The sequence below is a fragment of the Paraburkholderia kirstenboschensis genome (genome assembly GCF_904848585.1).
In the GTDB taxonomy this organism is placed as follows: domain Bacteria; phylum Pseudomonadota; class Gammaproteobacteria; order Burkholderiales; family Burkholderiaceae; genus Paraburkholderia; species Paraburkholderia kirstenboschensis.
The window spans coordinates 619296-643607 of record NZ_CAJHCR010000001.1; the positions used below are offsets into that span (position 1 = coordinate 619296).

Here is a 24312-nt window from a genome sequence, read left to right on the forward strand (position 1 = left end):
CGTTGCCAGCGCCAGGCGCATACGGTGACGGCGAATTGCCCAAACCAAACCTAATGAAGCCCTTGTCCCTCATCACCCGTTCCCTGACGACTCACTCAACCCCTCGCGCACCTGCTGCAACGCGGCCGGATCTTCGATAGTCGGCAGTTCGCCCGGCTCGCGCCCTTCTGCGAGTGCGGCGATAGCCCGACGCAGCAACTTGCCCGAGCGCGTCTTAGGCAGCATCGACACAATCACCACGCGCGACGGCCGCGCAATCGCGCCGAGCTGACGGTCGACCGTCGCCGTGAGTTCCGCCTCCAGCTTCGTGCGCGCGTTGGCATCCGCGTAAGCCTGCGCGTCGCGTAGCACGACGAAAGCCATCGCCGCCTGACCCTTCAACGAGTCGGCGACGCCGACCACGGCGACTTCGGCAACCGCCGCGTGGCTCGACAAGGCTTCCTCGATCTCACGCGTGCCGAGCCGGTGCCCGGCGACGTTGATCACGTCGTCGGTGCGGCCGAGGATCGTCACGTAACCGTCTTCGTCCTGAATGCCCCAGTCGAAGGTCGAATAGACCTGCTGGTCCGGAAAGCTCGACCAGTACGTACTGACAAAGCGCTTGTCGTCCCCCCAGACGGTCGACATGCAGCCCGGCGGCAACGGGTAATTCAGCGTCAGCACGCCTTTTTCGCCGGGTGGGCAGGGCTCGCCCGTCAGCTCATTGCGCAGGCATAAATTGAATCCGGCCGACGGTACCCCCGGCGAGCCGAGCTTCGTCGGCAGCGCTTCGACGCCGCGCGGAATCGCGAGCATCGGCCAGCCGGTTTCCGTTTGCCAGTAGTTATCGATCACGGGCTTGCCGAGCGCGCCGGCAATCCATGAGGCGGTCGGTTCGTCGAGCGGCTCGCCGGCAAGGAACAGCGTGCGCAGGCTCGACAGGTCGGCGTTTTTAAGCAGCGCCGGGTCCTGTTTCTTCAGCACGCGAAGCGCGGTCGGCGCGGTGAACATCAGATTGATCTTGTGCTGTTCGACGAGGCGCCACCAGATGCCGCCGTCGGGACGGATGGGCGTGCCTTCGTACATCACCGTGGTCAGCCCCGCAATCAGCGGCGCGTAGACGATATAGCTATGGCCGACCACCCAGCCGACATCCGACGCGGTGAACATCGTGTCGCCGGCTTTGCCCTCGAAGATGTATTCCATCGACGCCGCGAGCGCCACCGCGTAGCCGCCCACGTCGCGTTGCACGCCTTTGGGCTTGCCGGTCGTGCCCGATGTGTACAGCACATACGAGGGCTCGTTCGACTCGAGCCATTCGCAGGGCACATGCGCGTCGAAGAACTGTTCGCGCAGCGGTTCGTAGTCGACCAGATAGTTCGCGTTGAGCCGCTCCGGCGCAAGCTGGCGGTCGATCAGCAGCACGCGCGCCGTCTTGTGAGTTGCGCGCGCGATTGCCTCGTCGACGAGCGGCGTGTAGTCGATCACCTTGCCGCCGCGCGCGCCGGCGTCGGCGGTCACGATCAGCACCGGCTTGGCGTCGTCGATGCGGGCGGCCAGGTTGGGCGCGGCGAATCCGCCGAACACGACCGAGTGAATCGCACCGAGCCGCGCGCAGGCGAGCATCGCGAAGAGCGCTTCGGGGATCATCGGCAGATAGAGCAGCACGACGTCGCCGCGCTTCACGCCAAGCGAGCGCATCACTGCGGCCATCCGATTGATTTCCGCGTACAGCTCGGCATACGTGTAGCGCCGCTCGATGCCGGTTTCCGTCGACACATACACCAGCGCATTTTGCTGCGCACGCTCGATGAGGTGCCGGTCCACCGCGTTATGACAGAGATTCGTGCGCCCGCCGACGAACCACCGCGCAAACGGCGGATTCGAGCGGTCGAGCACGGTATCGAACGGCGTTTCCCAATGAATGCGCCGCGCCTCATCGCGCCAGAATGCGTCGGGATTTTCGATCGAACGGCGGTGGAAGTCGCGGTAGCGGGTCATCTGCGGCGATCCTTCGGATGCTGGGTGGCAAACAGGTGGAGTCGCCGTGCGCTGCGGCCGCGTCGCGCGGCGCCGGAGCGAGGCGTTTGGCACAAGCATAGAGTACGCGCGGCTCGCCGGACAACGCGGGTTCACCATGAGCGGCGCACGCAAAAAGGAAAAGGCGCCGCAGCGCCTTTTCTTATCCGTCGAACGGGAAGTATTACGCCTTCGCGCGTTTGCCTTCCACGTCCGGCAAAAACACCGTCAGCACGCCGATCAACGGCAGGAACGAACAGATTTTGTATACGTACCCAATGCTGGTCGCATCTGCCAGTTCACCCAGCACCGCCGCGCCGATTCCACCCATGCCGAACGCGAAGCCGAAGAAAAGCCCCGCGACCATGCCGACCTTGCCGGGAATCAGCTCCTGCGCATACACGAGAATCGCGGAGAACGCCGAGGCCAGCACGACGCCGATGATTACCGTCAGCACGCCGGTCCAGAACAGATTCGCGTAGGGCAGCAGCAGCGTGAAAGGCGCGACGCCGAGAATCGACACCCAGATCACGTATTTGCGGCCGATCCGGTCGCCGATCGGACCGCCGATCACGGTGCCCGCGGCCACTGCGGCGAGGAACACGAACAGATGAATCTGTGCGGCCTGCACCGGCAGATGGAAGCGGTCGATCAGATAAAACGTGAAATAGCTGTTGATGCTCGCGAGATAGAAGTACTTCGAGAACACCAGCAGGATCAGCACGCCCATCGCGAACATCACCTGGTTGCGCGACAGCGTCGCATGAGCGGTCTGGCTGCGCGCTTTCTTGACCGACGGATGCTGTTTGTACCAGCGCCCGATCTGCGTGAGCACGACGATCGCGACGAGCGCGGCCACGGAAAACCACGCGATGCTGCGCTGGCCGTGCGGAATCACGATCAGCGCGGCAAGCAGCGGTCCGAGCGACGATCCCGCATTGCCGCCCACCTGAAAGAGCGATTGCGCAAGTCCGTGACGGCCGCCCGACGCCATGCGCGCGACCCGCGACGACTCGGGATGAAACACCGACGAACCGCAGCCGACGAGCGCCGCCGCCACCAGCAGCACGCCGAAATTGGGCGCCATCGACATGAGCAGCAGGCCGGCCAGCGTGAAGCCCATGCCGACAGGCAGGGAGTACGGTTTCGGATGCTTGTCGGTATAGATGCCGACGAGCGGCTGCAGCAGCGACGCGGTGATCTGATAGGTCAGTGTGATCAGGCCGATCTGGCCGAACGACAACGAGAAGTTGTCTTTCAGCATCGGGTAGATGGCGAGAATCAACGACTGGATCATGTCGTTGAGCAGATGCGAAAAACTGATCGCGCCGAGCACGGAGTAAACCGTGCGCTGCACTGTCCCGGCCGGCTGCGCGGTCGAGCCCGCCGCGGTGGCAGCTGCGGCAGTGGTAGCAGTGGCGCCAGTGGCGGTGGTGCCGGTTACGGCTGACGCGCCGGCAAGTGCGCGCTTATCGAGGCTGGTTTCCATACGTTTGGGCAAAGGAAAAGGAAGGGGCAATTCCTGGCTGGCGATAAATCGCGATGGTCTTGCTTCGTCGCGCCTCGTCGTTTCGGCATTCGACGCGGCGTCGCGGGCGGCCAGCTATTTGTCGCAGTTTAATGTGGCTCGACCGAATTGTAAGGACAAGTTTTGTCGCGAATCGGACAGTAAGTTTGGGGGTCTGGGCGCTCCGAGGCGCCGCTGTTGAGCGTTTTGCGCACCGTCGCAGTGCGAGGTTGCAGGCGACTGCCACGACAGCAAGCGTCTGGCAAGCGTGCCGATAAACCCGCTGTCGCGATTTTTGGCCGTGTATAAAACGGGCGCGGACGCGCGCTCACAAAGCTGCGCGTCGAGGATCGGGCGATCACGATCGGCATTTTACGAACCGCGCTAAAGATCGCGGACGTCGATGCCGTAGACCCGTAGAGATAAGAAGCAATGCCGGAACAGACCTTTGCGGCAGTTCTAAACGTGGGGACGGGGAATATGAAAGCAGTTTCGTTGGGCAGCCGGAAAGGCGCGGGCTTTGTTCCGGATGGGAAAGCGGCGGGGTTGCCCTCGCGCGGAAAGGGTGGAAACGGCGGCCGCTCGCGGGCGGTGAGCTTGAAGGGGCTATCGGTCAAGACGATGTTGCGCCTCGCCTTCGCGGTGCTGCTGATCGGCACGCTGGCGATCGGCGTATTTTCCCTCACCCAGATCAGCCGCCTGAACACGTCGGCCCAATCCATCTACGATCAAGGCCATGTGGCGAGCCGCGCCGCGGAAGAAGCCCGCGGCCACATGCTGCGCGCGAGCCGCGCGCAAAAAATGCTGTTGACGGCGACGACCGCCAAAGAGCGCGACGAACTGGGCGCCGACATCGACAAGGGCCTGAACGGCCTTTCCACGGAGTTGGGCACGCTGCAACAGTACGTCGACAAATCGGACGCGAAGGCCGTCGAGCATCAGAAGAAATTTGCCGCCGCTGTTACGGTGTGGAGCGCGCATCTGCGCGACTTCGTGACGCTCGTGAAGGCGCAGCCGCTCGACCTGTCGCAGATGAACTGGCAGGTCGGCATGCAAGACGTGTCGCTGCTGGTCGAAACCGGCAAGCTCGAAAAACTCGTCGACGAAATGGTCGCGGAGCGCGGCACTGCCGCGAAGGCGACGATCGACGCCTCCGGTTTCATTTACCAGTCGTCGTTCGTGATGCTCGCCGTCATGACGATAGGGCTGATCGTGCTGGCGGCCGGCATCAGCGAGTGGGTCGTGCGGCGCCTCGCGCGCCAGCTCGGAGGCGAGCCGGCGTACGCGAAGGAGATTGCGAGCCGGATCGCGGCGGGCGATCTGTCGAACCACATCACGCTAGGACGCAAGGACAAATCGAGCGTGCTGTACGCGCTCTCCGACATGCAAAGCGGTCTTGCGACAACGGTGTCAGACATTGCATCGAGCGCGGACGCGATTGCCACGGCTTCTAGCGAAATTTCGATGGGCAACCTCGATTTGTCGCAGCGCACCGAGCAGCAGGCGATGGCGCTCGAGCGCACTGCGACCAGCATGGAGCAGTTGACGTCGACGGTCCGGCAGAACGCCGACAACGCGAAGCAGGCAAGCACGCTTGCGAATAACGCGTCGGAGATCGCGGAGAAGGGTGGCGAAGTGGTGAGCCGCGTCGTCGCGACGATGAACGAGATCAACGACAGCGCGCGCAGCATCGGCGACATCATCGGCGTAATCGAGGGGATCGCGTTTCAGACGAATATTCTGGCGCTGAATGCGGCAGTCGAGGCGGCGCGCGCCGGCGAGGAAGGCCGCGGGTTTTCGGTGGTCGCAGCCGAAGTGCGCAACCTCGCGCAGAGGAGCGCCGCTGCGGCGAAGGAGATCAAAGGGCTGATCAGCACGTCGGTCGAACGCGTGGGCAACGGTTCGACTCTCGCGCAGGACGCGGGGCAAACCATGGACGAAGTCGTCAAGGCGGTGAAGCGCGTGACCGACATCATGGGCGAGATTTCGGCGGCTTCTTCCGAGCAGAGTGCAGGTATCGAGGAGATCAACCTCGCCGTCGCGCAGATGGATTCGGGCACGCAGCAAAACGCGGCGCTCGTCGAGCAGGCGACTGCCGCAGCACGATCGCTCGACGATCAGGCTCATGGCCTGAAGCAGATGGTGGGCAAGTTCAGGTTGTAAGAGGCGCTGGACGGGTTAGACGGAACGAGGTGGTAGCGCGCCGGGCACGAGCCGGGCGCGCACTGCGCCGCTCAACTCTGCTTCACCACCACCGTGCAAGTAATCCCCGCCGCGAGCACCACACCCTCAGGCACCGAATCGATCCTCACGCGCACCGGCACGCGCTGCGCGAGCCTGACCCAGTTGAACGTCGGGTTCACATCGGCGAGCAATTCGCGGCTTTGCGGATTGTCTCGATCGTAGATGCCGCGCGAGATGCTCTCCACATGGCCTTCGAGCGTGCCGCCGCTCATCAGCCGGACTTCCGCCTTGTCGCCGATATGCACGTGCGGCAGCTTGGTTTCCTCGAAGTAGCCATAGACCCAGAACGAGTGACTGTCGACAATGGCGAGCTTCGCCGCGCCGGCTGTCGCATAGTCGCCGCGAAACACATTCAGATTCGTCACGTAGCCGTCGACCGGCGACACGACCCGCGTGCGCGCCAGATTGAGCTTCGCGGCATCGAGCGCGGCGAGGGCCTGCTGATACGCAGCCTCGGCGGCCGACGCTGTATGCGTCGCATTCTCCTGGTTCTCTTTCGACACCACGAGCGAATCCATATCCGCGCGGCGTTTTGCGTCGTCGCGCCTCATCTGTAATTCGGCCTTGCGCGCGGCCACCGCGGCCTGTGCCTGCTCGACGGCGATCTGATAGTGCGACGGATCGATCTGCATGAGCAGATCGCCTTTCTTCACCATTTGATTGTCCTTCACCGGCAGATCGACGACGGCGCCCGAAACGTCCGGCGCGACGTTGACGATCTCGGCGCGCACGCGTCCGTCGCGCGTCCACGGTTCGTCCATGTAGTGAACCCACAGTGCCCGTCCCAGCAGGATCGCGACGATAAAGATTATGGCTGTCGCGACGAAGCCAACAAGATTTCGAATGGTCATGTTTCGACTCTGATCAACGATAAACGGCGAGGCCCAGCACGCCGCACACACACACGAGCAGGCTGGCCCGGAAGAGGGACGGATGCCATACCACGCGATACACGCCCGTGTAGGCGATTACGCGATCCAGCACCCAGGTGAGCACGGCGCCCGCAATGAACAGCAGAACGATCGCGGGCACGTAGGCGTCGAAAACGGCAATGTCACGCGGCATGGGGAACTCCTTGTGACGCGTCGGCTCGTGCGCTCATCAACGGTTCGAGCGGCGATTGCGGATCGAGCAACGCGGTACGAATGAAATGCAACTGACTCAGAATGCGCTGCAGCTGGTGGCGCTCGTCGCGCGGCGGCGTGAACTCTGCAAGCAGCGACTGGACGGCGCGGATCGCGTTTGCGGTGGCTTCGAGCGCGCGCTCGAAACGGTCCGCGCGCGGCCGCTCGAAGAGAGCGCTCAGCGCATCGCACACCGTGTGCAGCGAGACCCGCCACGGCATCGTCTTGGCATAGCGCGGGCCGGCGGGCAGCATAGCCACTTCGCGTCGCAGGTCGATGACCGCGTTGCCCACTTCGAGCACCGAGAAGAGCCAGCGCAACGTGTCGCGCTTCGCCGCCGGGTCGTCCTGCGCGAGCGCGTTGATCTGGAACATCAGATCGCGCGCGCCGCTCTCGAAGCGCGAGCGCACGCGACCGAGGCGTGCACGGCTCGCCACCGCGACCTGGCGCCGCAGATCCACGAGCAGCCGGTTGCGCAGCCACGGCGTGGAGGGCGGCAGCAGCACGGCGAACGCGACCGACGACACCAGCATCGAGAGCACGAGCGCTATCGCATCGTTGATAAACGCGCTCGGGTCGTAATGAACCACGTTGTCCGGACCGGCGAGAAAGCAGAAGAAGATGCAGTAGCCGACGCCGTAGCCGGCGAGCGCGGGCCGCGTGGTCATGAAAACGCCGAACAGCAGGAACGGCGCGAGCGCCGCGCACAGCAGCGGAAATCCGTCGATGCGCGGATACACGCCGTACACCGCGAGCATGCCCATCACGGAGGCGACGAGCGTGCCCGCCGCCATCTGGAACACAGTGCGTTTCGGATTCGGCGACGACGACGCCAGCGCGCAAACGGTCGCCGCATTCAGCGTCAACGTCGAGCCGCTCGGCCACGCGGTGGCGATCCAGAACGCGCCGAGCACCATCATCACGAGAGCCGCGCGCAGGCCGGAGACGCCCGCGGCGATCGCATTCGTCTTTGGCTGATAACGCTCCACCCAGCGCTCGCGCTCGTGCTTGTCGACGGCAAGCGATGCGTAAGTGGCGGCATAGGCATGCAGATCGTCGATAAAGCGGTACAACAGTTCCGCGCCCGTGTCGAAGTCGAGCAGCGGCGCATTGGGATGCGCTTCGAGCGCGGCGCGCGTCGCGCGCACGCGGCGCGGCAGTTCGGCCTTGTACGCGTCGAGTTGCGCGGCGGCGTGGGCGGCGTCGGCCGCGCTCAACACGGGTTCGCCGGACTTCGCGAGCAACGGCGCGATTTCCTTGAAGTACGGTTCGAGCGCGTCGATGGCGATGGCCGCGCCGTGCGTGCCGGCGTCGCGCAGACGGTTCATCAACTGATGCAGCGCGTGAAAGCGCGTGGATGCGGTCATGAACTCGCTGTTCAGCCGCGCGAGACGGCCGCCGCGCATCCGCGAATCCGGGCCTTCGAACACGGCGACGCTGCGCGCCGCCTCGAAGCCCACGATGTCCGCGACGAAGCGCGCATTGGTCGCTTCGATCTGCGCGCGGTCATTGCGGCCGGCGAGCGACGCGGACACGTATTCGACGAACGCGGAGAAACGTGCCCGCACGGTGCCGCGCATCTGCAAGCCGGCGAACTGCGGGAAGACGAGGCCGCTCACCGCGCCCGCGCAGACGATGCCCAGCACGACTTCGGCGACGCGCGTGAGCGCGCTCAGAAATGCGCCGTCGGGATGTTGCGAAGCGGGGATGCCGATCAGCGCGGCCGTGTATCCGGCGAGCACGAACCCGTAGGACCTGAAGTTGCGGTTACGCGCGGCGCCCGCCGTGCAGATGCCGACCCAGATCGCCGTCGTGACGAGGAACAATTCGCGCTGCTGTGCGAACAGTCCGATCAACGCAAGCATCACGACGAGGCCGACGAGCGTGCCGCAAATCCGGTAAAAGCTTTTCGCGAACACCATGCCGCTTTGCGGCTGCATCACGATGAAGACGGTGGTCATCGCGGTGCGCGGCTGCGGCAGGTCGAGCTTCATTGCGATACCGAGCGCGAGGAAGCTCGCGGCGAGCGCCTTGAACAGATAGATCCACGTGAGGCCGTCGGTGCGCGCCCAATCGGCGGCGGCCGAATACCAGGCGGCGAACGACGAAGCGCGCGGGGCGCAGGAAGAGGAGGCGGACATGGCGGGCTTCCTTATTCGGCCGCCGGGGCGCCGATGTTAACGGCGCGCGCATGTTCGGAGGCCGTGGCAGCGGATTGGCTTTGGCGGGCGGCGGCACCGGCTTGCGCCGACGCGGTGTTCCCTGTGCCGGGATGGCTGGCCGGTGCCGTGTGCGTCGAATCGCTGTGGTCAGTGCGGTTGGCGGAAGTCGTTTGCGCCGACGCGGTGTTGCCGGTGTCGGCATGGCGGGTCGCCGCCGCGCGCTTCGGCGTAGTTTCCGCTGCGGGGTCTGCGTTGCGCTCGCCCGTCGTGCCAATCGTCCCCCTCGTGCCAATCGCGGCCGGCGCAACCGCTGCTTTCGCGCCAGGCGCGTTCGAGGGTTGCACGGCGGTCTTGCCCTTGCCGTGCCCCGGCAGAGTCTGGTTCGCTTGCGGACCGTTGGCCGGGTCGTCGAGCCCGCCGCCCAAGGCCGTGACCAGCGACGCATGCACGCCGAGTCGCTCAGCCTGAATCCTGGCCACGCCTTCCTGGGCCCGAAGCAACTGATTCTGCGCGATCAGCACGTTCAGATAGTCGGTCAAACCGCGCCGATAACCCTCACGCGAGAGCTCGTAGTTCTTGCGCGCGGCGGCGACCGAACGGTCGGCGTCTTGCGCCTGTGTCGCGAGCGAACGCATGCGGATGACCTGGTCCGAGATGTCCTTCAGCGCGCCGACAATCGACTGGTTGTAGCGCTCCACCGCCTCGTCGTAACCGGCCGACGCTGCGCCAAGCTGCGAGCGCAGCCGGCCGCCGTCGAAGATCGGCAGCGACAGCGCCGGTCCGGCGCTCCAGCTATGCGACGGATTCTTCAGGAACTGGAACAGCGGCCCCATTGCCGCATAACCGCCGATCGACGCAAGCAGGTCGATGTCCGGATAGAACTCGGCCTTCGCGACGTCGATGCCGCGCGCCTGCGCCGCGACTGTCCAGCGCGCGGCGACCACGTCCGGCCGATGACCGATCAGCTCCGCGGGCAGCGCGCTCGGCAAGCCTGCGGGCGCGTCGAGCGACAGCACCGGCCGCTGGATCGAGTCGCCCGCGCCGGGACCCTTGCCGGCCAGCGCCGCGAGCTGGTTGCGACTGAGCGCGATGTTTTCTTCGATCGAGTCGATCTGGCGTTCGTATTCCGGCAGCGGCGTTTCGGCCTGGCTCACTTCCAGTTGCGTGCCGATGCCGCCTTTCAGGCGTCGGCGGGCCAGGTCGGCGATTTGCTCCTGTTGCTGCAAGGTGGCGTGAGCGATGTCGAGGAGCGCGTAATTCAGCGACATCTCGATGTAGGTGCGCACAACGTTGGCTTGCAGTTCGAGTTGGGCGGCGCGGGCATCGGCCGCGCTGGCGTGCGCGGCGTCGAGAGCGCGCTCGGCGGCGTTCTTGTCCTTGCCCCACAGATCGAGGTGATAGGACAGCGCGAGCGTGCCGGTGTTGTTCCACGACTGCTCGCCCGCGAGCGGCCCAGGACCGTAGTAGAGGTTGTCGGCCCATTTCTGACGCTGGATCGACAGATGGCCGTTCACTTGCGGCGACAAGGCGGAGCGCGCGACGCCCGCCATCGACATGGCCTGGCGCACGCGCGCCTGAGCGGCGGCGAGGCTCGGGTTGTTCGTCTGTGCGGCCTCGATCCATGCGTCGAGCTGGGGGTCGTTATAGGCGCGCCACCAGTCGGCGGCGGGCCACTGCGCGTCGGCCTCGGCCGCGCGAATGGCGTTGCCGGCGTCGAGCGACGCCGGGTCTGTGCCCCTCGCCTGCGGCGCGATGCCTCCGGTATTTGCGCAGCCGGCTATTGTTAATAGGATCGTAAGAACCGCGGCTGCGGTGATCCTTGTTGGTACCGGAGACTGCACCATTTCCTCCAAAAGTTGCTATAGAACCGAGTTGCCAATTATATTTTTGGATCGATTGGGGAATAACCGGTAAAAATGCAAGGCATTCTTACGACGGCTGAGATAATCGCCCTTGCAAACCGTGTAACAATCGCTGCCGATCATCAAGGAAAGGTATGGATACGCTTCAAAACATGCGCGTATTTGTCCGTGTTGTCGAAGCGGGCAGTTTCACGGGTGCCGCGCAGCACCTGAATACGACCACCGCGTATGCGTCGCGCGCGGTGTCCGATCTGGAAGCGCATCTGCGCACGCGCCTGTTGAACCGCACCACGCGCCGCATTGCGCTGACCGAGGCCGGCGAGCGCTATCTGCAACGCTGCGAACAGATCCTCGCGTATGTCGATCAGGCTGAAGCCGAGGCGAGCGACGCTCATGCGCGTCCGTCCGGCAAGCTGAAAGTTCATGCAATGACGAGCTTCGGCCAGCACTACGTCGTGCCGGCCGTGGGCCGCTATCAGGAGCGGTATCCAGAAGTGCATATCGAACTGACGCTCGCGCAGCGCATGCCGGATCTGCTCGACGAAGGCTTCGACGTATCGCTTACGCTCGCCACCAGCTTGCCCGACTCGGGACTGGTGTCACAGCGCCTTGGCAGCGCGTTCAGCATTGTTTGCGCGTCGCCGGCCTATCTGGAGAAGCACGGGGTGCCGCAAACTCCGGCCGACCTCGCAGCCCACACGTGCCTGCAGATGGTCACGCCGGTGTTTCCGTCCGACAAGTGGGCATTCGACGGCCCGAACGGCGAGGAAACCATTACGCTCGGCCCGGCCACTTTCCAGGTGAACGTGGCGGAGGCGATGGCTGTCGGGGTGGCGAGCGGCATGGGCGTCGGTTTGATCCCGATCTACTCGGCGATCAGCGGTTTGCGGAACGGCTCGCTGGTGTGGCTGCTGCCGGAGTACACGTCGCAGGAAATGAATCTCTATGCGTTGTATCCGTCGCGTCAATATCTGGACGCCAAGATCCGGACATGGATCGAGCATCTGCGCGACGAGCTTCCGGCGACGCTCGCGGCCGATCAGGAAGAGTTGCGGCAGTTTGCGCGGACGTGAGGCGGGGGAGGCCGGGGTTGGCCTACGTTGGTTTTCGGTGAATGGGCTGCCAGCCCAGCGGACGAAGGCGGACTCGATGCTGGTGCCGCCGGCTTGGGGCGCGGCTGCGGTGGTTCTGAAGCGGCTTTGACAGCGGTCCAGACAGCGCCTCGAACCGCGCCTCACGACAACCGCCCGGCGACGGCGCTCGCAGCAAACCGATAGCGCCCTGTTACATGAGCGCCGCGCCGCAACATTTCCTTACTTCCGGGCTGAAATCGATTTGATACCGTGTCGATGACGCTGCCGCTTCAGCCGGTGCGTTCATTTCGCCGCCACGATTCGGCAATCGCAATCACTGAAGGACGAGGATTCCATGGATACGCACCTGATGATCGGCGTGGCCGTCATGTTTGGACTAATCGGCATTGCCGCATCTCGCGACCTGCTGCGCCGCCTGCGCGAACAGCAGCCGCAACTCGCATCCATCAAGATCGAGCGTCCGGAGAGCGGCAAGCAGCGGGGCGGGCGGTAATCGTTCGAGCTTGCGGCCCTGGCCGCGCGAAGCTGAACCCGCTGCCTGCGCCACGGGCTATATTTCGACGACCTTGTCCCACGCAAATTGCGGATTTTCCCACTGCCCGCTGCGCCGGTCGAAGTAGCCTCGCGGATTGCACACCACGCGCGTGCCGTTGACCGTGTAGTCGAACGGCGTATGCGTGTGGCCGTGAATCCATAGCGCGACCGGCGCGCGTACGAGTTCCGGCAAGTGGTTGACGAATCCGGCGGACACGCGGTCTTGAGCGTAGCGCTCTGCAAGACTCAACCGATGCGGCGCGTGATGCGTGACCACGATCGTCTGGCCGGCAAATGGTTTTGCGAGTTCGTTCTCGAGCCATGCGCGCGCCTGGCGGTGCAGCGCGAGCGAGTCACCGGGCGTAAAGTCGCGCTCCGAGTCCTGGACGCAGTCCTGCGAATCTTGCGGCCAGTTCATCTGGATCAGTCCGCGAAAGTCGAGCATGGCGCGCCGCGACGCCTCTATCGATTCTTCAAGCGCGGCGCTGTCGGCGCCGAACAGCGCAAAATCCGTCCACAATGTCGTGCCCAGCACGCGCCAGCGGCCCTGCGGATCGACGAGCGCGGCGTTGTTCAGCACGTGCACGTTGTCGACCTGCGCGGCGGCATCGTGAAGTGCGCTTTCTAGCGCTCCGAACTCGCCGTCGTAGTACTCGTGATTGCCCGGCACGTAGACCACGGGCACCGCGCCGTCGAAAGCCTGCGCGGCCCAGCGCGGGCCCGCCGCATGGTTGTGGATGTCTCCGGCCAGCACGACGAGATCCGCTTGTGCGTGCGGAATGAGTTCAGGCTCGTCGTTCTCCAGATGCAGATCGGACAGCACGCGAATTTTCACGGATAGGGCTCCTGCGAGTGACCCGCGTCGACATGCGCGGGCCAGGCTTCGGCGTGAAGTTTCAGCTTTAGTTCGAGCGTAGCACCTTGCCCGGGTTCATCAGGTTCAGCGGATCGAGCGCGCGTTTGACTGCTCGCATCAATTGGACCTCGACGTCCGGCTTGTAGTGCATCGCCTCGTCGATTTTTAGCTGACCTAGCCCGTGTTCCGCGCTGATGCTGCCGCGATGCCGATGCACGCTGTCATAAACCACCCGGTTGATCGGGCTCTGGTACTGCGCGAGGAACGCCTGCGCGTCCACGCCCTCCGGCGCCTGCACGTTGTAGTGCAGGTTGCCGTCGCCGAGATGGCCGAACGTCACCATGCGCGCGCCCGGCGCCGCCTGCTCGATCGCCGCGTCGGTTTCTTCGATGAAATGACCGATGCGCGAAATCGGCACGGCAATGTCATGCTTGATGTTCAGGCCTTCCTCAGCCTGCGCGAGCGGAATATGTTCGCGCAAATTCCAGAACGCGCGCGATTGCGCGAGACTTTCCGCGACCACCGCGTCTTGCACCACGCCGTCTTCGAGCGCCTTTTCCATCAGACGCTCGAACAGTGCGCGCGCGTGCTCCTCGCTTTCGCTGTCCGACAGTTCGAGGAGCACGATTTGTGCGTGCGGTTCCGCGAACGGATAGCGCATCTGCTCGAAGTGCCGGCCAACGAGTCGCAGGCAGAAATCCGACATCAGTTCGAAACCGGTCAGAAGCGGCCCGGCGACGCTTTGTGTGAGCGACAGAAAGTCGAGTGCGGCATGCGGCGACGCAAGCGCGGCGAGCGCCGTCACGCGCGCGGCCGGCTGCGGATGCAGCTTCAGCACGGCCGCGGTGATGATGCCGAGCGTGCCCTCCGCGCCGATGAACAGATCGCGCAGATCGTAGCCGGTGTTGTCCTTGCGCAGTCCGCGCAGACCGTCCCACAACTCGCCTTGCGGCGTGACCACTTCGAGGCCGAGGCAGAGCTCGCGCGTGTTGCCGTAACGCAGAACGCCGGTGCCGCCCGCGTTGGTCGCAAGATTGCCGCCAATCGTGCAACTGCCCTCGGCGGCGAGGCTCAATGGAAAGAGGCGCCCGGCTTCTTCCGCGCGCTTTTGCACTTCCGCGAGGATGACACCGGCTTCGACGGTAATCGTGTTGTTGTGCGGATCGATGTCGCGCACGCGGTTCAGACGCCGCAAGCTGACGACCGCCTGCGCACCGCTCGAATCGGGCGTGGCGCCGCCGGCGAGACCGGTGTTGCCGCCTTGCGGCACGAGCGCGATGCCGTGTTCGACGGCCAGCTTCACGAGCGCGGCGACTTCATCGGGCGTGGCCGGGCAGAGCACCGCGCAGGCCGCGCCGGTGTAGCGGCGGCGCCAGTCGGTGAGGTAGGGCTCCGTGTCGTGCGCGTCGGTCAACACATGGGCGGCGCCGATGGCGTCGCGGCAGGCAGTGAGGAAGGCGGTTTGGGTCATGTCGGTCGGTCAGCGGGTTTGGGCTGAGAGTGGGGGCGCGTGACGTTCAGATGTCCGCGCTTGCAGGATGTTCGCAGCGCAGCTTCGCGGCGCGCTTTGCCGCGCGTTTGAAAGGTGCAACGTAGGCCAGCGTGCAGACAAAAAAGACGAGAGTCAGCGCGGCTTCGAGCCAGCCGAGCCGGGAGCTCAAGCCACGGTCGCTCCAGCCGCGCACGACGCCTTCGGCAAAGTACAGCAGGATCAACATCGACGCCCACTGCAGCGTGTAGAGCCGCTGGCGCCACACGCCCGGCAGCGCCAGCAGCAGCGGCAACGCCTTGAGCACCAGTGCCGAGCCGCCCGGACGCAGCGGCGCTAGCCACCATTCCCATGCAATCGACAATGCGATCAGTGCAATGAGGGCGGCGGTCGCGCCAAATGCCGCGGCGCGTTTTTGCGGCGTTGGGCTGTTCACGGCCGTTCGCTCATGGATGCCGCCGTGCGCGCAACGCGTGCGCCGAGCGCAATGGCGAGTGTTTTTTCGTCCGCGGAAATGCCGTGTTCGGCACTGCCCGCGCGTGCGAAGTGCGATGCGCCGTATGGTGTGCCGCCGGTCTGCGTGGTGCTCAGCGCGCTCTCCGTGTACGGGATGCCGACGATCAGCATGCCGTGATGAAGCAGCGGCAGCATCATGGATAACAGCGTGGACTCCTGGCCGCCGTGCAGACTGCCGGTGGACGTGAACACGCAGGCGGGCTTGCCGGAGAGTGCGCCGGAAAGCCACTGCGGCGTCGTGCCGTCGAGGAAATACTTGAGCGAAGCGGCCATATTGCCGAAGCGGGTCGGCGAGCCGAGCGCGAGGCCCGCACATTCCTCAAGGTCGCGCAGTTCGACGTAAGGTGGTCCTTCAGCGGGAATGTCGGGCTGTGTCGCTTCGCAGACGGTCGAGACTGGCGGCACCGTCCGAACCCGCGCCTGCATGCCGGGGACGCTGTCGACGCCGTGCGCGATCGCCAGCGCGAGTTCGCGCGTGGCGCCGTGACGGCTGTAATAGAGCACGAGAATGTCTTTCATTAAGCCTCATCGGTGAACGGGTATTATAGGGCTTGGGTCCGCTCCACAGGCCGTTCCCAGCGATTCACAGCCATTGGTGGCCATTCGGCCAGGCGCGCGCCAGGAACTTCGCACGGTTGTGCAATGCGGTCCTGAAACACGGTTCGACGAAGTAAGGAGGCAGGTTTGTTGTCCAGGGTGCGTTTCGATCTCGACACGCTCAAGCGGCTCGCGCAGTTCGCCGCGAAGCGCAGCAGCGAAGACCGTATTCCGCAGGTGGCCGGCAGTCTCACGTTCACGACCATGCTCGCGCTGGTGCCGCTCGCCACGGTCGCGTTTGCGCTCTTCACCGCGTTTCCGCTCTTCAGTTCGTTCCAGGAGTCGCTGCAGTTCTTCCTGGCGGATCATCTGATGCCCGCGCAACTGAACAGCCAGATTTTCAAATATCTGAACCAGTTCGCCGCGAAGGCGAAAGGCTTGACCACCATCGGCATGGTGCTGCTGTTTCTCACGGCGGTCATGACCATGATGACGATTGAATCCGCGTTCAATGTGATCTGGCGCGTGCGCAAGGCGCGGCCTATCGCGCAGCGCATCCTCGTGTATTGGGCGATCATCACGCTCGGCCCCATCCTGATTGGCGTGAGCCTCTCTATCTCGTCGTATCTGTTCACGCAGTCAATGACCTTCAGCGCCGCCCAGCGCATGACGCCGGTGATCGAGTGGGCGCTCACGGGTGCGGCATTGCCGTTGACGGCGCTCGCGTTCACGATTCTCTACGTCTATCTGCCGAATTGCCGCGTGGAGTGGCGTGATGCGGTGATCGGCGGCGTCACTGCGGCAATCGCTTTCGAACTCTCCAAGCGCGGCTTTGGCTATTACGTGCGCCGAATTCCCACTTACACCGCGGTCTACGGCGCATTCGCGGCAGTGCCGCTCTTCCTGCTGTGGATGTACCTGTGCTGGTTCATCACGCTGGCGGGCGCGATGATCGCCTCGGCGTTGCCTGCGATCAGGATCGGCCAGTTTCATCGCCCGACTTTCGAGGGTAGCAATCTCTTCGATTCGCTCGAACTGCTTGCACGGCTTTGCGAAGCGCGCGACGCCGGCAAGCGCGGCTACACGGTGCCGGAGCTTTCGCGAATGCTCCGCCGCGATATGGATACCACCATTAATCTGCTGCAACGGCTCGAACAGATCGAATGGATCGCGCAACTGGAGGAAGACGGCTCGCGCCCGCACTTCCTGCTGCTGGCGAACCCGGCGCAGATCACCGTCCAGCAGGTCTACGACCTCTTTGTCATAGATCGCGCGGAGCTCGAGTATCAGCTTCAGCTCGCGTCTACTCGGGTGGACGGCGCCACGCTGCTGGCGGCGCTCGAGAACGACAAACTCAAAGTGACGCTCGCGACGCTGATCGCGGCCCGTGCCGCGGCACGCGAGTCGGAAGCCGAACAGAACGAGCGCGGCGCGTCCTCCATGCCGCATCAGGCGGCGTAGGCGTCGTGCGAGGCGGCGGATCTATCAGGCGCCTGGTCTACAACGAGATCTTGCCCACGCAGATGTCCTTGAACATCACCCAGTCGCCCATCAGGCTGTAAAGCGGATGACGGAAGGTTGCCGGCCGGTTCTTCTCGAAGAAAAAATGTCCGACCCAGGCAAAGCCGTATCCGCAGATGACGGCGGCCGGCAGCCATAGCCAGTCGCCGGTGGCAAGTGCCATGGCGAGACAGCCGATGACCCCGAGCGATCCCACGAAATGCAGACGCCGCGAGACCTGGTTGCGATGCTCGCTCAGGTAGTACGGGTAAAACTCCGCGAAGTTCGCGAAGTGGTCGGTGTGCGCGGTATGAGCCATAACGGCCTCCGTATTGCTACGCGTTGCGATTGCGCGCCCGCCGCTGCGAACTCTCTTTTCCCGAGCGCGCCTGCATGCCTGCGGCGCCTCGATAAGGACAGGCTCGATCCATTGTGCGGCTATCGTGTGCCTCGCGCAACCTGGCCGTTCGGACGATGGCGCCGACGTTTCGCAGCCGCTATCGTGAGGGCTTTTCACGGCTTGCAAAACGTGAAGCCGCCGGCTTGCAACCGCCCATCGGCTAGCCCGCGTCGCGTGGCGGTGTGCAAGCGAAGCTGAACAGCGCGTCGAGCGTGGCGTCCGGCTGCTCGGTCATCAGCGCGTGACCGGCGTCGAGCGTTACCGTGTCTACCGGTGCGCCTGCTTGCGTCAGCGCATCGGCCAACGCCTTCGCGGCTCTCGGCGGCGTCATCGCATCGCGCCGGCCGACAACGACGCGCGTCGCGCAGCGAATCTGCGCGGCCCGCGCGAGGCCGTCGGCGTACGTATTGCACGCGGTGAAGTCGGTGTGGAAGAGATTCGCTTCGCCCCTTGCCGAAACACGCTCCATCAACCGCTGATTCATCCCGTGCAGCCAGAAGCCGGGACCGGGGCACGAAGGCTTCGCGGCGAGCGTCGAGTGCGACCATTGATTGACCATGCCGATCGCTGCGGGCTCGCGGTGCAGCGCGGCCTCCAGCAAGGTGTCGGAGACGGCCATTGGCAAAGCGGTGGCGAGCAAAGCCAGGTGAGTGGTTCGCTGCGGATAGCGGCCCGCGAAGTCGAGCGCGACGAGCGAGCCCATGCTGTGGCCGGCTACGAATGCGCGCTGCACGCCCGCGGCGTCGAGCAATGCGGCGAGCCAGTCGGCCATGGCCGCGACCGTGCGTAGCGCCGGGCCGGCGCTGCGGCAGTGCCCAGGCAGATCCACGGCGAGCACGCCGAAGCCGTGATGCGCGAAGTAGCGCGTCTGCAGCGCCCATACGCTATGGTCGTGCTCCGCGCCGTGGATGAAGACGGTGCTTGGCAGACTGGCGTCGAACGGTTTGCCGCCGGTGTAGGCGTAGGCGGCTTTACCTTGAACGTCGAGAATCATGCGGACTCCTGGCCGGAACCTGACGCGGGGGAGCCCGAGCCGTGAGGTTCGGCGGAAACAGATTTCGCGCTTCGCGGCGCCGCTGAGCCAGACGCTTTCTGTGCGGCCTTCAGCCCGCGTTTCAGGTCGTCGATGAGGTCGTCGGGGTCCTCGAGGCCGATCGACAACCGGATCGTGCCTTCGGCTATGCCGGCTGCGGCGAGCGCGGCGGCGTCCATGCGAAAGTGGGTCGTGGAAGCGGGATGGATCACCAGCGAGCGCGCGTCGCCCACGTTCGCGAGGTGCGAGAACAGCGAGAGTGCTTCGATAAAACTGCGGCCGGCGGCGCGGTCGCCGCGCAGATTGAAGCTGAATACGGCGCCCGCGCCACGCGGCAGCAGACGCCTTGCGAGCGCGTGATCGGGATGCGTCGGCAACTCCGGATACGCGACGGCTTCGACCGCCGCATGACCGGCCAGGAACTCGACCACGCGGCGTGTGTTGGCCACGTGCCGCTCCATCCGCAAGGGCAGCGTTTCAATGCCTTGCAGAAGCTGCCACGCGGCTTGCGGATGCAGGCACGCGCCGAAGTCGCGCAAGCCTTCGCGGCGAGCGCGCAGCAGGAAGGGAGCGGCGGTGCTTTCCTCGCTGAATACCATGCCGTGAAAACCGTCGTAAGGCTCGGTCAATTCCGGGAAGCGCCCGGAGGCGTCGAAGTCGAACGTGCCGCCGTCCACCAGCACGCCGCCAATGGTCGTGCCGTGGCCGCCCAGGAATTTGGTCGCCGAGTGATAGACGAAGTCGGCGCCGTGCTCGAAAGGCTTCAGCAGATATGGCGTGGTGAACGTCGAATCGACGAGAAGCGGCACTCGGTGCTCATGGGCAATCTGCGCCACGGTTGCGATGTCGAGCACGTCGAGGCCCGGATTGCCGAGCGTTTCGCCGAACAGCAGGCGCGTGTTGGGGCGCAGAGCCGCGCGCCATGCGTCGGCATCGCCGGGTTTGACGAAGGTGGTCTCGATGCCGAAGCGCCGCAACGTGTAATGCAGCAGATTGTGTGAGCCGCCGTATAGCGCGCTCGAAGCGACGATGTGCGAGCCCGCGCCCATTAGCGTGACGATTGCCAGATGCAAGGCGGCCTGACCGCTTGCCGTGCCGATCGCGCCCGCGCCGTTTTCGAGCGCGGCAACCCGCTCTTCGAATACGGCCACGGTCGGATTCGAAATGCGCGAGTAGACGTGGCCCGCGCGCTCCATGTTGAAGAGCGCGGCCGCGTGGTCCGAGTCGCGAAACGAGAACGACGTGGTCTGATAGATCGGCGTGGCGCGCGCGCCGGTGGCGGGGTCGGGAGCGGCGCCGGCGTGCAGCGCAAGCGTATCGAAACGGTTGGCGGACATGCGGGTCGGCGAGGCCACGGACAGCCTCGCGAAAGGTGAAAGTGGCGGCCATCGTATCACCGGCCCGAACCGCTTCAAGCGCGGTTTTCCCCATGCACATGCGCGCCGCGCGGCCTTTGCAGGGCGGCGTAAGCCCGCCGCGCCTTGATGGGCGGGCCGCTTTCCTTTTATGGGCCTTTCCGCTAGGATCGAAAGTCATTGATGCATCACCATGCCTAGCGGGTATTTCGGGAGACAAATCATGCGAGTCAGCGACATTCTTAAAGTCAAAGGCAACACCCTTTTCACGGTCACGCCAGACGCCACGCTGCACGACGCAGTCAACACCATGGCCGAGCACGACATCGGCTCGCTCGTCGTCATGGAGTACGGCGACCTGGTCGGCATGCTGACATTCCGCGAGATTATTCTTACGCTGAGCGAGAACGGCGGAAGCGTGGGCACGTCCACAATCCGCAAGGTCATGGACGATCATCCGCTCACCTGCACGCCGGAAACGGACGTCAACGAAGTGCGCCGCATGATGCTCGAACATCACGTGCGTTACCTGCCGGTCATGGAGAGCCGCACGCTGATGGGCGTTATTTCTTTCTACGACGTCGCGAAGGCGGTGGTCGAGGAGCAGGGCTTCGAAAACCGCATGCTGAAGGCGTACATCCGCGACTGGCCGGAAGAGCAGGGGCAGCAGCCGGCGCGTTGATGCGCAATGGCCCGCTTGCAGGGTCGTTGGTATTGCCGCGTGATTGGCTGACCAGGGCGCCGCGGTGCTCGGGCGCGGCGGCGGGGCGAAACATCGAATAAAGGCGTGCGCGAGAGCGCGCGCTTTTTTTGTGCGCGCCGTCAAGGTTCCCCATGTGACCTTCAGCCGTTTTTCTTCACGCCTGCTACTGAATCCGTTTTAACGAACTTCATGAGTCAAAGCCCGTTGCCCCCCACGCCACCCACGCAGCCCACGTCGCGATCGGCCGCCGCCCACCGTGCGGCGCGCCAGCATGGCCAGCACGAATCGCAGTTCAAGCTGCTGAGCCAGCGTCGCTTTGCGCCGTTTTTCTGGACGCAATTTCTGGGCGCGATGAACGACAACGTCTTCAAGATTGGTTTCACGTCGCTCGTCACGTTTCAGGCGGCGCGGTTCTCAGGCGTCGACCCGAAGACCGCGGCGTTCATGATTTCGGCAATCTTCATTTTGCCTTTCGTGTTGTTGTCGGCCACGTCCGGACAGATCGCCGACAAGTACGACAAGGCGATGCTCACGCGCTTCGTGAAGACCTTCGAGATCGTCGTCATGCTGATCGGCGGCGCGGGCTTCCTGCTGCATAGCGCACCGCTGCTGTATCTGTGCACGTTTCTGATGGGCGTCCATTCGACCGTGTTCGGGCCGGTCAAGTATTCATACCTGCCGCAGCATCTGTCGCGCGAGGAACTGGTCGGCGGCAACGGCATGGTCGAGATGGGCACCTTCGTCGCGATTCTGGTGGGCACGATTGTCGGCGGCGCGGGCGCGGGTTTCGTCGAACATGGCGCGCTGGTGCTGGCTTGTGCCTGCGTCGCAATTGCGCTCGCGGGGCGCGTCGTATCGAGCTTCGTACCGGTGACAGCGGCGCCGCAGCCGGATTTGCGCATCAACTGGAATCCGGTCAGCGAGACCTGGCGCAACCTCAAGCTCGCGCGCGAAAACCGCACGGTGTTTCTGAGCCTGCTCGGCATATCGTGGCTGTGGTTCGTGGGCGCGACGTTCCTGTCGTCGTTCTTCAGCTTTGCGAAAGATGTGCTGTCGGCCAATCCGGACGTCGTGACGGTGCTGCTCGGCACCTTCTCGGTCGGTATCGGTCTCGGCTCGCTGCTGTGCGAGAAGCTGTCCAAGCGGCGTATCGAGATCGGCCTCGTGCCGCTCGGCTCGATCGGCATGAGCGTGTTCGCCATCGACCTGTTTTTCGCAAGCCACGCGTTGCCGGCCGCGGGTCACTTGTTGAGCGTCGGCGAGTTCCTCGTGCGCGCCGCGCATTGGCGCGTGCTTGCCGATCTGTTTCTGCTGGCCATGTTCGGCGGTTTCTACAGCGTGCCGCTTTATGCACTGATCCAGAGCCGCAGCCAGCCGAGCCACCGGGCGCGCATCATCGCCGCGAACAATATTCTCAATTCGCTGTTCATGATCGTCTCGGCGTTGATGGCGGTCGGGCTGACATCGGCCGGCTTCAGTATTCCGGCCATTTTTCTCGTGACCGCGCTGCTCAACATCGTGGTGGCGACCTACATCTATTCACTGGTGCCCGAGTTCCTGCTGCGCTTTATCGCATGGGTGCTCGTGCACACGTTCTATCGGATCCGCCTCGTGCACGCGGAGCGGATTCCAGAAGAAGGCGCGGCCGTGCTCGTGTGCAATCACGTGAGCTTCGTGGATGCGGTCGTGATCATGGCCGAGAGTCCACGGCCGATTCGCTTCGTAATGGACCATCAGATCTTCAAAACCTGGTTCGCGGGCTGGGTTTTTCGTCATGCGAAGGCGATTCCGATAGCGCCCGCGCATCAGGACCCGCAGGTGCTGGCGCGCGCTTACGAGCGTTGCGCACAGGCGCTTGCCGACGGCGAACTGGTCTGCATCTTTCCCGAAGGCAAGCTCACCCGGACCGGCGACATGAATCAGTTCCGTCACGGGGTCACGGAAATCATTGCACGTACGCCCGCGCCGGTCATTCCAATGGCGTTGCGTGGCCTGTGGGGCAGTGTGTTTTCCCGAGCCGACGACGCACGCTGGCCGCGCCCCGTGCAAAAGGGCGTGATGAGCCGGCTGACCCTGGCGGTAGGCGAGCCGATCGAGCCGGCGCTCGCCACGCCCGAGCTGCTTCAGAGAATCGTCACCGACTTGCGCGGGGCGCGGAAGTAGCCGTGATCTTGTCCTGAAGTCATAAGCCGGCGCGCGGCGCGTCCCGGGCTGCGAGGGGCTGGCATAATAGCGTCTTCCCCGCATTCCTTTGGACGACGCTCATGTCCGGCAACACGCTCGGTACGCTTTTTACTGTCACGACCTTCGGCGAATCGCACGGCCCGGCTATCGGCTGCGTGATCGACGGCTGCCCGCCGGGCATGGCGCTCACCGAAGCCGACATCCAGCTGGAGCTCGACCGCCGCAAGCCGGGCACGTCGCGCCACGTCACGCAGCGTCAGGAAGAAGACAAGGTCGAGATTCTGTCAGGCGTGTTCGAGGGAACCACCACTGGTGCACCCATTGCGCTGCTGATCCGCAATACGGACCAGCGCAGCAAAGACTACGGCAATATCGCGGACACGTTTCGTCCCGGCCACGCCGACTACACGTACTGGCAAAAGTACGGCATTCGCGACTATCGCGGCGGCGGCCGTTCGTCGGCGCGTTTGACAGCGCCTACGGTCGCGGCCGGTGCCGTCGCAAAGAAATGGTTGCGCGAGAAATTCGGCACTGAAATTCGTGGCTACATGGCCGCGCTTGGCGAGATCGACGTGCCGTTCGTCGACTGGGCGCATGTGCGCGAGAACCCGTTCTTCGTGCCGAACGCGGACATCGTGCCGCAACTCGAAGCGTATATGGACGCGCTGCGCAAAGAGGGCGACTCGATTGGCGCCCGCATCAACGTAGTGGCGTCGGGCGTGCCCGTCGGGCTCGGCGAGCCGTTGTTCGACCGGCTCGACGCGGACATCGCTCACGCCATGATGGGTATCAACGCAGTGAAGGGCGTGGAGATCGGTGCGGGGTTCGCGAGCGTCGCGCAGCGCGGCTCCGTGCATGGCGACGAACTCACGCCCGAAGGCTTCGTCGGCAATAACGCTGGCGGTGTGCTTGGCGGTATTTCCACCGGCCAGGACATTACCGTGTCGATCGCCATCAAGCCGACGTCGAGCATTCGTACGCCGCGCCGCTCAATCGACAAAGCGGGGCAACCGGCGATTGTCGAGACGTTCGGGCGGCATGACCCGTGCGTCGGCATTCGCGCCACGCCCATCGCGGAATCCATGCTTGCGCTGGTGCTGATCGACCATGCGTTGCGCCACCGCGCGCAATGTGGCGACGTCTCGGTGAATACGCCGAAGATCGCAGCAAGCGCGCCGTAAAGGGCGCGGTTCGCGCGTTTCAATCGCATTGCG

Annotated in this window: 20 protein-coding genes; 7 read left to right on the forward strand and 13 right to left on the reverse strand. The window is 64.5% G+C overall.

The features are described 5' to 3' along the window. Window positions 1-72: 72 nt before the first annotated feature. Together JMY24_RS02875 and JMY24_RS02880 are read right to left on the reverse strand one after the other, a co-directional pair. On the reverse strand, window positions 73-1980 hold the full coding sequence (locus JMY24_RS02875; protein ID WP_128595536.1) for a propionate--CoA ligase: 1908 nt from the start codon (window positions 1978-1980) through the stop codon (window positions 73-75). A 202-nt stretch (window positions 1981-2182) separates the two neighbouring features. Continuing rightward, the gene (locus JMY24_RS02880) at window positions 2183-3487 is read right to left on the reverse strand and encodes an MFS transporter (protein ID WP_128595535.1); all 1305 of its coding nucleotides are present in this window, start codon (window positions 3485-3487) and stop codon (window positions 2183-2185) included. 498 nt (window positions 3488-3985) lie between these two features. Between JMY24_RS02880 and JMY24_RS02885 the strand changes: the two genes are divergently transcribed. Further along, a complete protein-coding gene (locus JMY24_RS02885) occupies window positions 3986-5668 on the forward strand; it encodes a methyl-accepting chemotaxis protein (protein ID WP_128595534.1) in 1683 nt (560 codons plus the stop codon). A 71-nt stretch (window positions 5669-5739) separates the two neighbouring features. Here JMY24_RS02885 and JMY24_RS02890 read toward each other — a convergent pair whose 3' ends face one another. From JMY24_RS02890 to JMY24_RS02905, 4 genes are read right to left on the reverse strand one after another with little or no spacing between them, the layout of a single operon-like run. Then, the gene (locus JMY24_RS02890; RefSeq protein WP_128585619.1) at window positions 5740-6600 is read right to left on the reverse strand and encodes an efflux RND transporter periplasmic adaptor subunit; all 861 of its coding nucleotides are present in this window, start codon (window positions 6598-6600) and stop codon (window positions 5740-5742) included. Between the two features lie 13 nt (window positions 6601-6613). Further along, on the reverse strand, window positions 6614-6814 hold the full coding sequence (locus JMY24_RS02895; protein WP_128585618.1) for a DUF1656 domain-containing protein: 201 nt from the start codon (window positions 6812-6814) through the stop codon (window positions 6614-6616). After that, complete coding sequence (locus tag JMY24_RS02900) at window positions 6804-9014, reverse strand: FUSC family protein (protein ID WP_201701369.1); 2211 nt, start codon at window positions 9012-9014, stop codon at window positions 6804-6806. The genes JMY24_RS02895 and JMY24_RS02900 overlap by 11 nt, the downstream gene beginning before the upstream one ends. 11 nt (window positions 9015-9025) lie before the next feature. Further along, complete coding sequence (locus JMY24_RS02905) at window positions 9026-10876, reverse strand: efflux transporter outer membrane subunit (RefSeq protein WP_413231224.1); 1851 nt, start codon at window positions 10874-10876, stop codon at window positions 9026-9028. A gap of 155 nt (window positions 10877-11031) precedes the next feature. Between JMY24_RS02905 and JMY24_RS02910 the strand changes: the two genes are divergently transcribed. After that, window positions 11032-11970 carry a LysR family transcriptional regulator gene (locus tag JMY24_RS02910; protein ID WP_128595533.1) on the forward strand — a complete coding sequence of 313 codons (939 nt, stop codon included), beginning with the start codon at window positions 11032-11034 and terminating at the stop codon, window positions 11968-11970. 355 nt (window positions 11971-12325) lie between these two features. Further along, window positions 12326-12484 (forward strand): hypothetical protein, encoded by a 159-nt coding sequence (locus JMY24_RS02915; RefSeq protein WP_164853559.1) that lies wholly within the window; start codon window positions 12326-12328, stop codon window positions 12482-12484. 57 nt (window positions 12485-12541) lie between these two features. On the opposite strand, the gene JMY24_RS02920 is transcribed toward JMY24_RS02915, so the two are convergent. The 4 genes from JMY24_RS02920 to wrbA all read right to left on the reverse strand — a co-directional run bounded on the left by JMY24_RS02920 (window position 12542) and on the right by wrbA (window position 15905). Continuing rightward, the gene (locus JMY24_RS02920) at window positions 12542-13360 is read right to left on the reverse strand and encodes a metallophosphoesterase (protein WP_128595532.1); all 819 of its coding nucleotides are present in this window, start codon (window positions 13358-13360) and stop codon (window positions 12542-12544) included. 67 nt (window positions 13361-13427) lie between these two features. Continuing rightward, entirely contained in the window at window positions 13428-14852 is a 1425-nt protein-coding gene (locus tag JMY24_RS02925; protein ID WP_201701370.1) for an FAD-binding oxidoreductase, read from the reverse strand. Between the two features lie 46 nt (window positions 14853-14898). Further along, window positions 14899-15306, reverse strand: a complete 408-nt coding sequence (locus JMY24_RS02930; protein ID WP_201701371.1) for a DUF2069 domain-containing protein — start codon at window positions 15304-15306, stop codon at window positions 14899-14901. Next, window positions 15303-15905 carry an NAD(P)H:quinone oxidoreductase gene (gene wrbA, locus JMY24_RS02935; protein ID WP_128584750.1) on the reverse strand — a complete coding sequence of 201 codons (603 nt, stop codon included), beginning with the start codon at window positions 15903-15905 and terminating at the stop codon, window positions 15303-15305. Before wrbA ends, JMY24_RS02930 begins: the two co-directional genes overlap by 4 nt. A gap of 165 nt (window positions 15906-16070) precedes the next feature. Between wrbA and JMY24_RS02940 the strand changes: the two genes are divergently transcribed. Next, window positions 16071-17384 carry a YihY family inner membrane protein gene (locus JMY24_RS02940; RefSeq protein ID WP_128595531.1) on the forward strand — a complete coding sequence of 438 codons (1314 nt, stop codon included), beginning with the start codon at window positions 16071-16073 and terminating at the stop codon, window positions 17382-17384. Between the two features lie 37 nt (window positions 17385-17421). Here the strand turns inward: JMY24_RS02940 and JMY24_RS02945 are convergent, their stop codons facing one another. From JMY24_RS02945 to JMY24_RS02955, 3 genes are all read right to left on the reverse strand, one after another. Beyond that, a complete protein-coding gene (locus tag JMY24_RS02945; protein WP_027776586.1) occupies window positions 17422-17742 on the reverse strand; it encodes an Mpo1-like protein in 321 nt (106 codons plus the stop codon). A 241-nt stretch (window positions 17743-17983) separates the two neighbouring features. Further along, on the reverse strand, window positions 17984-18817 hold the full coding sequence (locus tag JMY24_RS02950; protein ID WP_201701372.1) for an alpha/beta fold hydrolase: 834 nt from the start codon (window positions 18815-18817) through the stop codon (window positions 17984-17986). Continuing rightward, window positions 18814-20193 carry an O-acetylhomoserine aminocarboxypropyltransferase gene (locus tag JMY24_RS02955; RefSeq protein ID WP_201701579.1) on the reverse strand — a complete coding sequence of 460 codons (1380 nt, stop codon included), beginning with the start codon at window positions 20191-20193 and terminating at the stop codon, window positions 18814-18816. Before JMY24_RS02955 ends, JMY24_RS02950 begins: the two co-directional genes overlap by 4 nt. A gap of 241 nt (window positions 20194-20434) precedes the next feature. On the opposite strand from JMY24_RS02955, the gene JMY24_RS02960 reads away from it, so the two are divergent. The 3 genes from JMY24_RS02960 (at window position 20435) to aroC (ending at window position 24279) form a co-directional block, all read left to right on the forward strand. Beyond that, window positions 20435-20893, forward strand: a complete 459-nt coding sequence (locus JMY24_RS02960; protein WP_020069514.1) for a CBS domain-containing protein — start codon at window positions 20435-20437, stop codon at window positions 20891-20893. 210 nt (window positions 20894-21103) lie between these two features. Beyond that, the gene (locus tag JMY24_RS02965; RefSeq protein ID WP_201701373.1) at window positions 21104-23077 is read left to right on the forward strand and encodes an MFS transporter; all 1974 of its coding nucleotides are present in this window, start codon (window positions 21104-21106) and stop codon (window positions 23075-23077) included. A gap of 101 nt (window positions 23078-23178) precedes the next feature. After that, on the forward strand, window positions 23179-24279 hold the full coding sequence (aroC, locus tag JMY24_RS02970) for a chorismate synthase (protein WP_128584746.1): 1101 nt from the start codon (window positions 23179-23181) through the stop codon (window positions 24277-24279). Window positions 24280-24312: the final 33 nt, after the last annotated feature.

Excerpts from the sequence above, each read along its gene's own strand:
- JMY24_RS02875 (WP_128595536.1), bottom strand. The coding sequence starts at position 1,980 with ATGACCCGCTACCGCGACTTCCACCGCCGTTCGATCGAAAATCCCGAC.
- JMY24_RS02880 (WP_128595535.1), bottom strand. The coding sequence starts at position 3,487 with ATGGAAACCAGCCTCGATAAGCGCGCACTTGCCGGCGCGTCAGCCGTA.
- JMY24_RS02885 (WP_128595534.1), top strand. The coding sequence starts at position 3,986 with ATGAAAGCAGTTTCGTTGGGCAGCCGGAAAGGCGCGGGCTTTGTTCCG.
- JMY24_RS02890 (WP_128585619.1), bottom strand. The coding sequence starts at position 6,600 with ATGACCATTCGAAATCTTGTTGGCTTCGTCGCGACAGCCATAATCTTT.
- JMY24_RS02895 (WP_128585618.1), bottom strand. The coding sequence starts at position 6,814 with ATGCCGCGTGACATTGCCGTTTTCGACGCCTACGTGCCCGCGATCGTT.
- JMY24_RS02900 (WP_201701369.1), bottom strand. The coding sequence starts at position 9,014 with ATGTCCGCCTCCTCTTCCTGCGCCCCGCGCGCTTCGTCGTTCGCCGCC.
- JMY24_RS02910 (WP_128595533.1), top strand. The coding sequence starts at position 11,032 with ATGGATACGCTTCAAAACATGCGCGTATTTGTCCGTGTTGTCGAAGCG.
- JMY24_RS02915 (WP_164853559.1), top strand. The coding sequence starts at position 12,326 with ATGGATACGCACCTGATGATCGGCGTGGCCGTCATGTTTGGACTAATC.
- JMY24_RS02925 (WP_201701370.1), bottom strand. The coding sequence starts at position 14,852 with ATGACCCAAACCGCCTTCCTCACTGCCTGCCGCGACGCCATCGGCGCC.
- wrbA (WP_128584750.1), bottom strand. The coding sequence starts at position 15,905 with ATGAAAGACATTCTCGTGCTCTATTACAGCCGTCACGGCGCCACGCGC.
- JMY24_RS02945 (WP_027776586.1), bottom strand. The coding sequence starts at position 17,742 with ATGGCTCATACCGCGCACACCGACCACTTCGCGAACTTCGCGGAGTTT.
- JMY24_RS02950 (WP_201701372.1), bottom strand. The coding sequence starts at position 18,817 with ATGATTCTCGACGTTCAAGGTAAAGCCGCCTACGCCTACACCGGCGGC.
- JMY24_RS02955 (WP_201701579.1), bottom strand. The coding sequence starts at position 20,193 with ATGTCCGCCAACCGTTTCGATACGCTTGCGCTGCACGCCGGCGCCGCT.
- JMY24_RS02960 (WP_020069514.1), top strand. The coding sequence starts at position 20,435 with ATGCGAGTCAGCGACATTCTTAAAGTCAAAGGCAACACCCTTTTCACG.
- JMY24_RS02965 (WP_201701373.1), top strand. The coding sequence starts at position 21,104 with ATGAGTCAAAGCCCGTTGCCCCCCACGCCACCCACGCAGCCCACGTCG.
- aroC (WP_128584746.1), top strand. The coding sequence starts at position 23,179 with ATGTCCGGCAACACGCTCGGTACGCTTTTTACTGTCACGACCTTCGGC.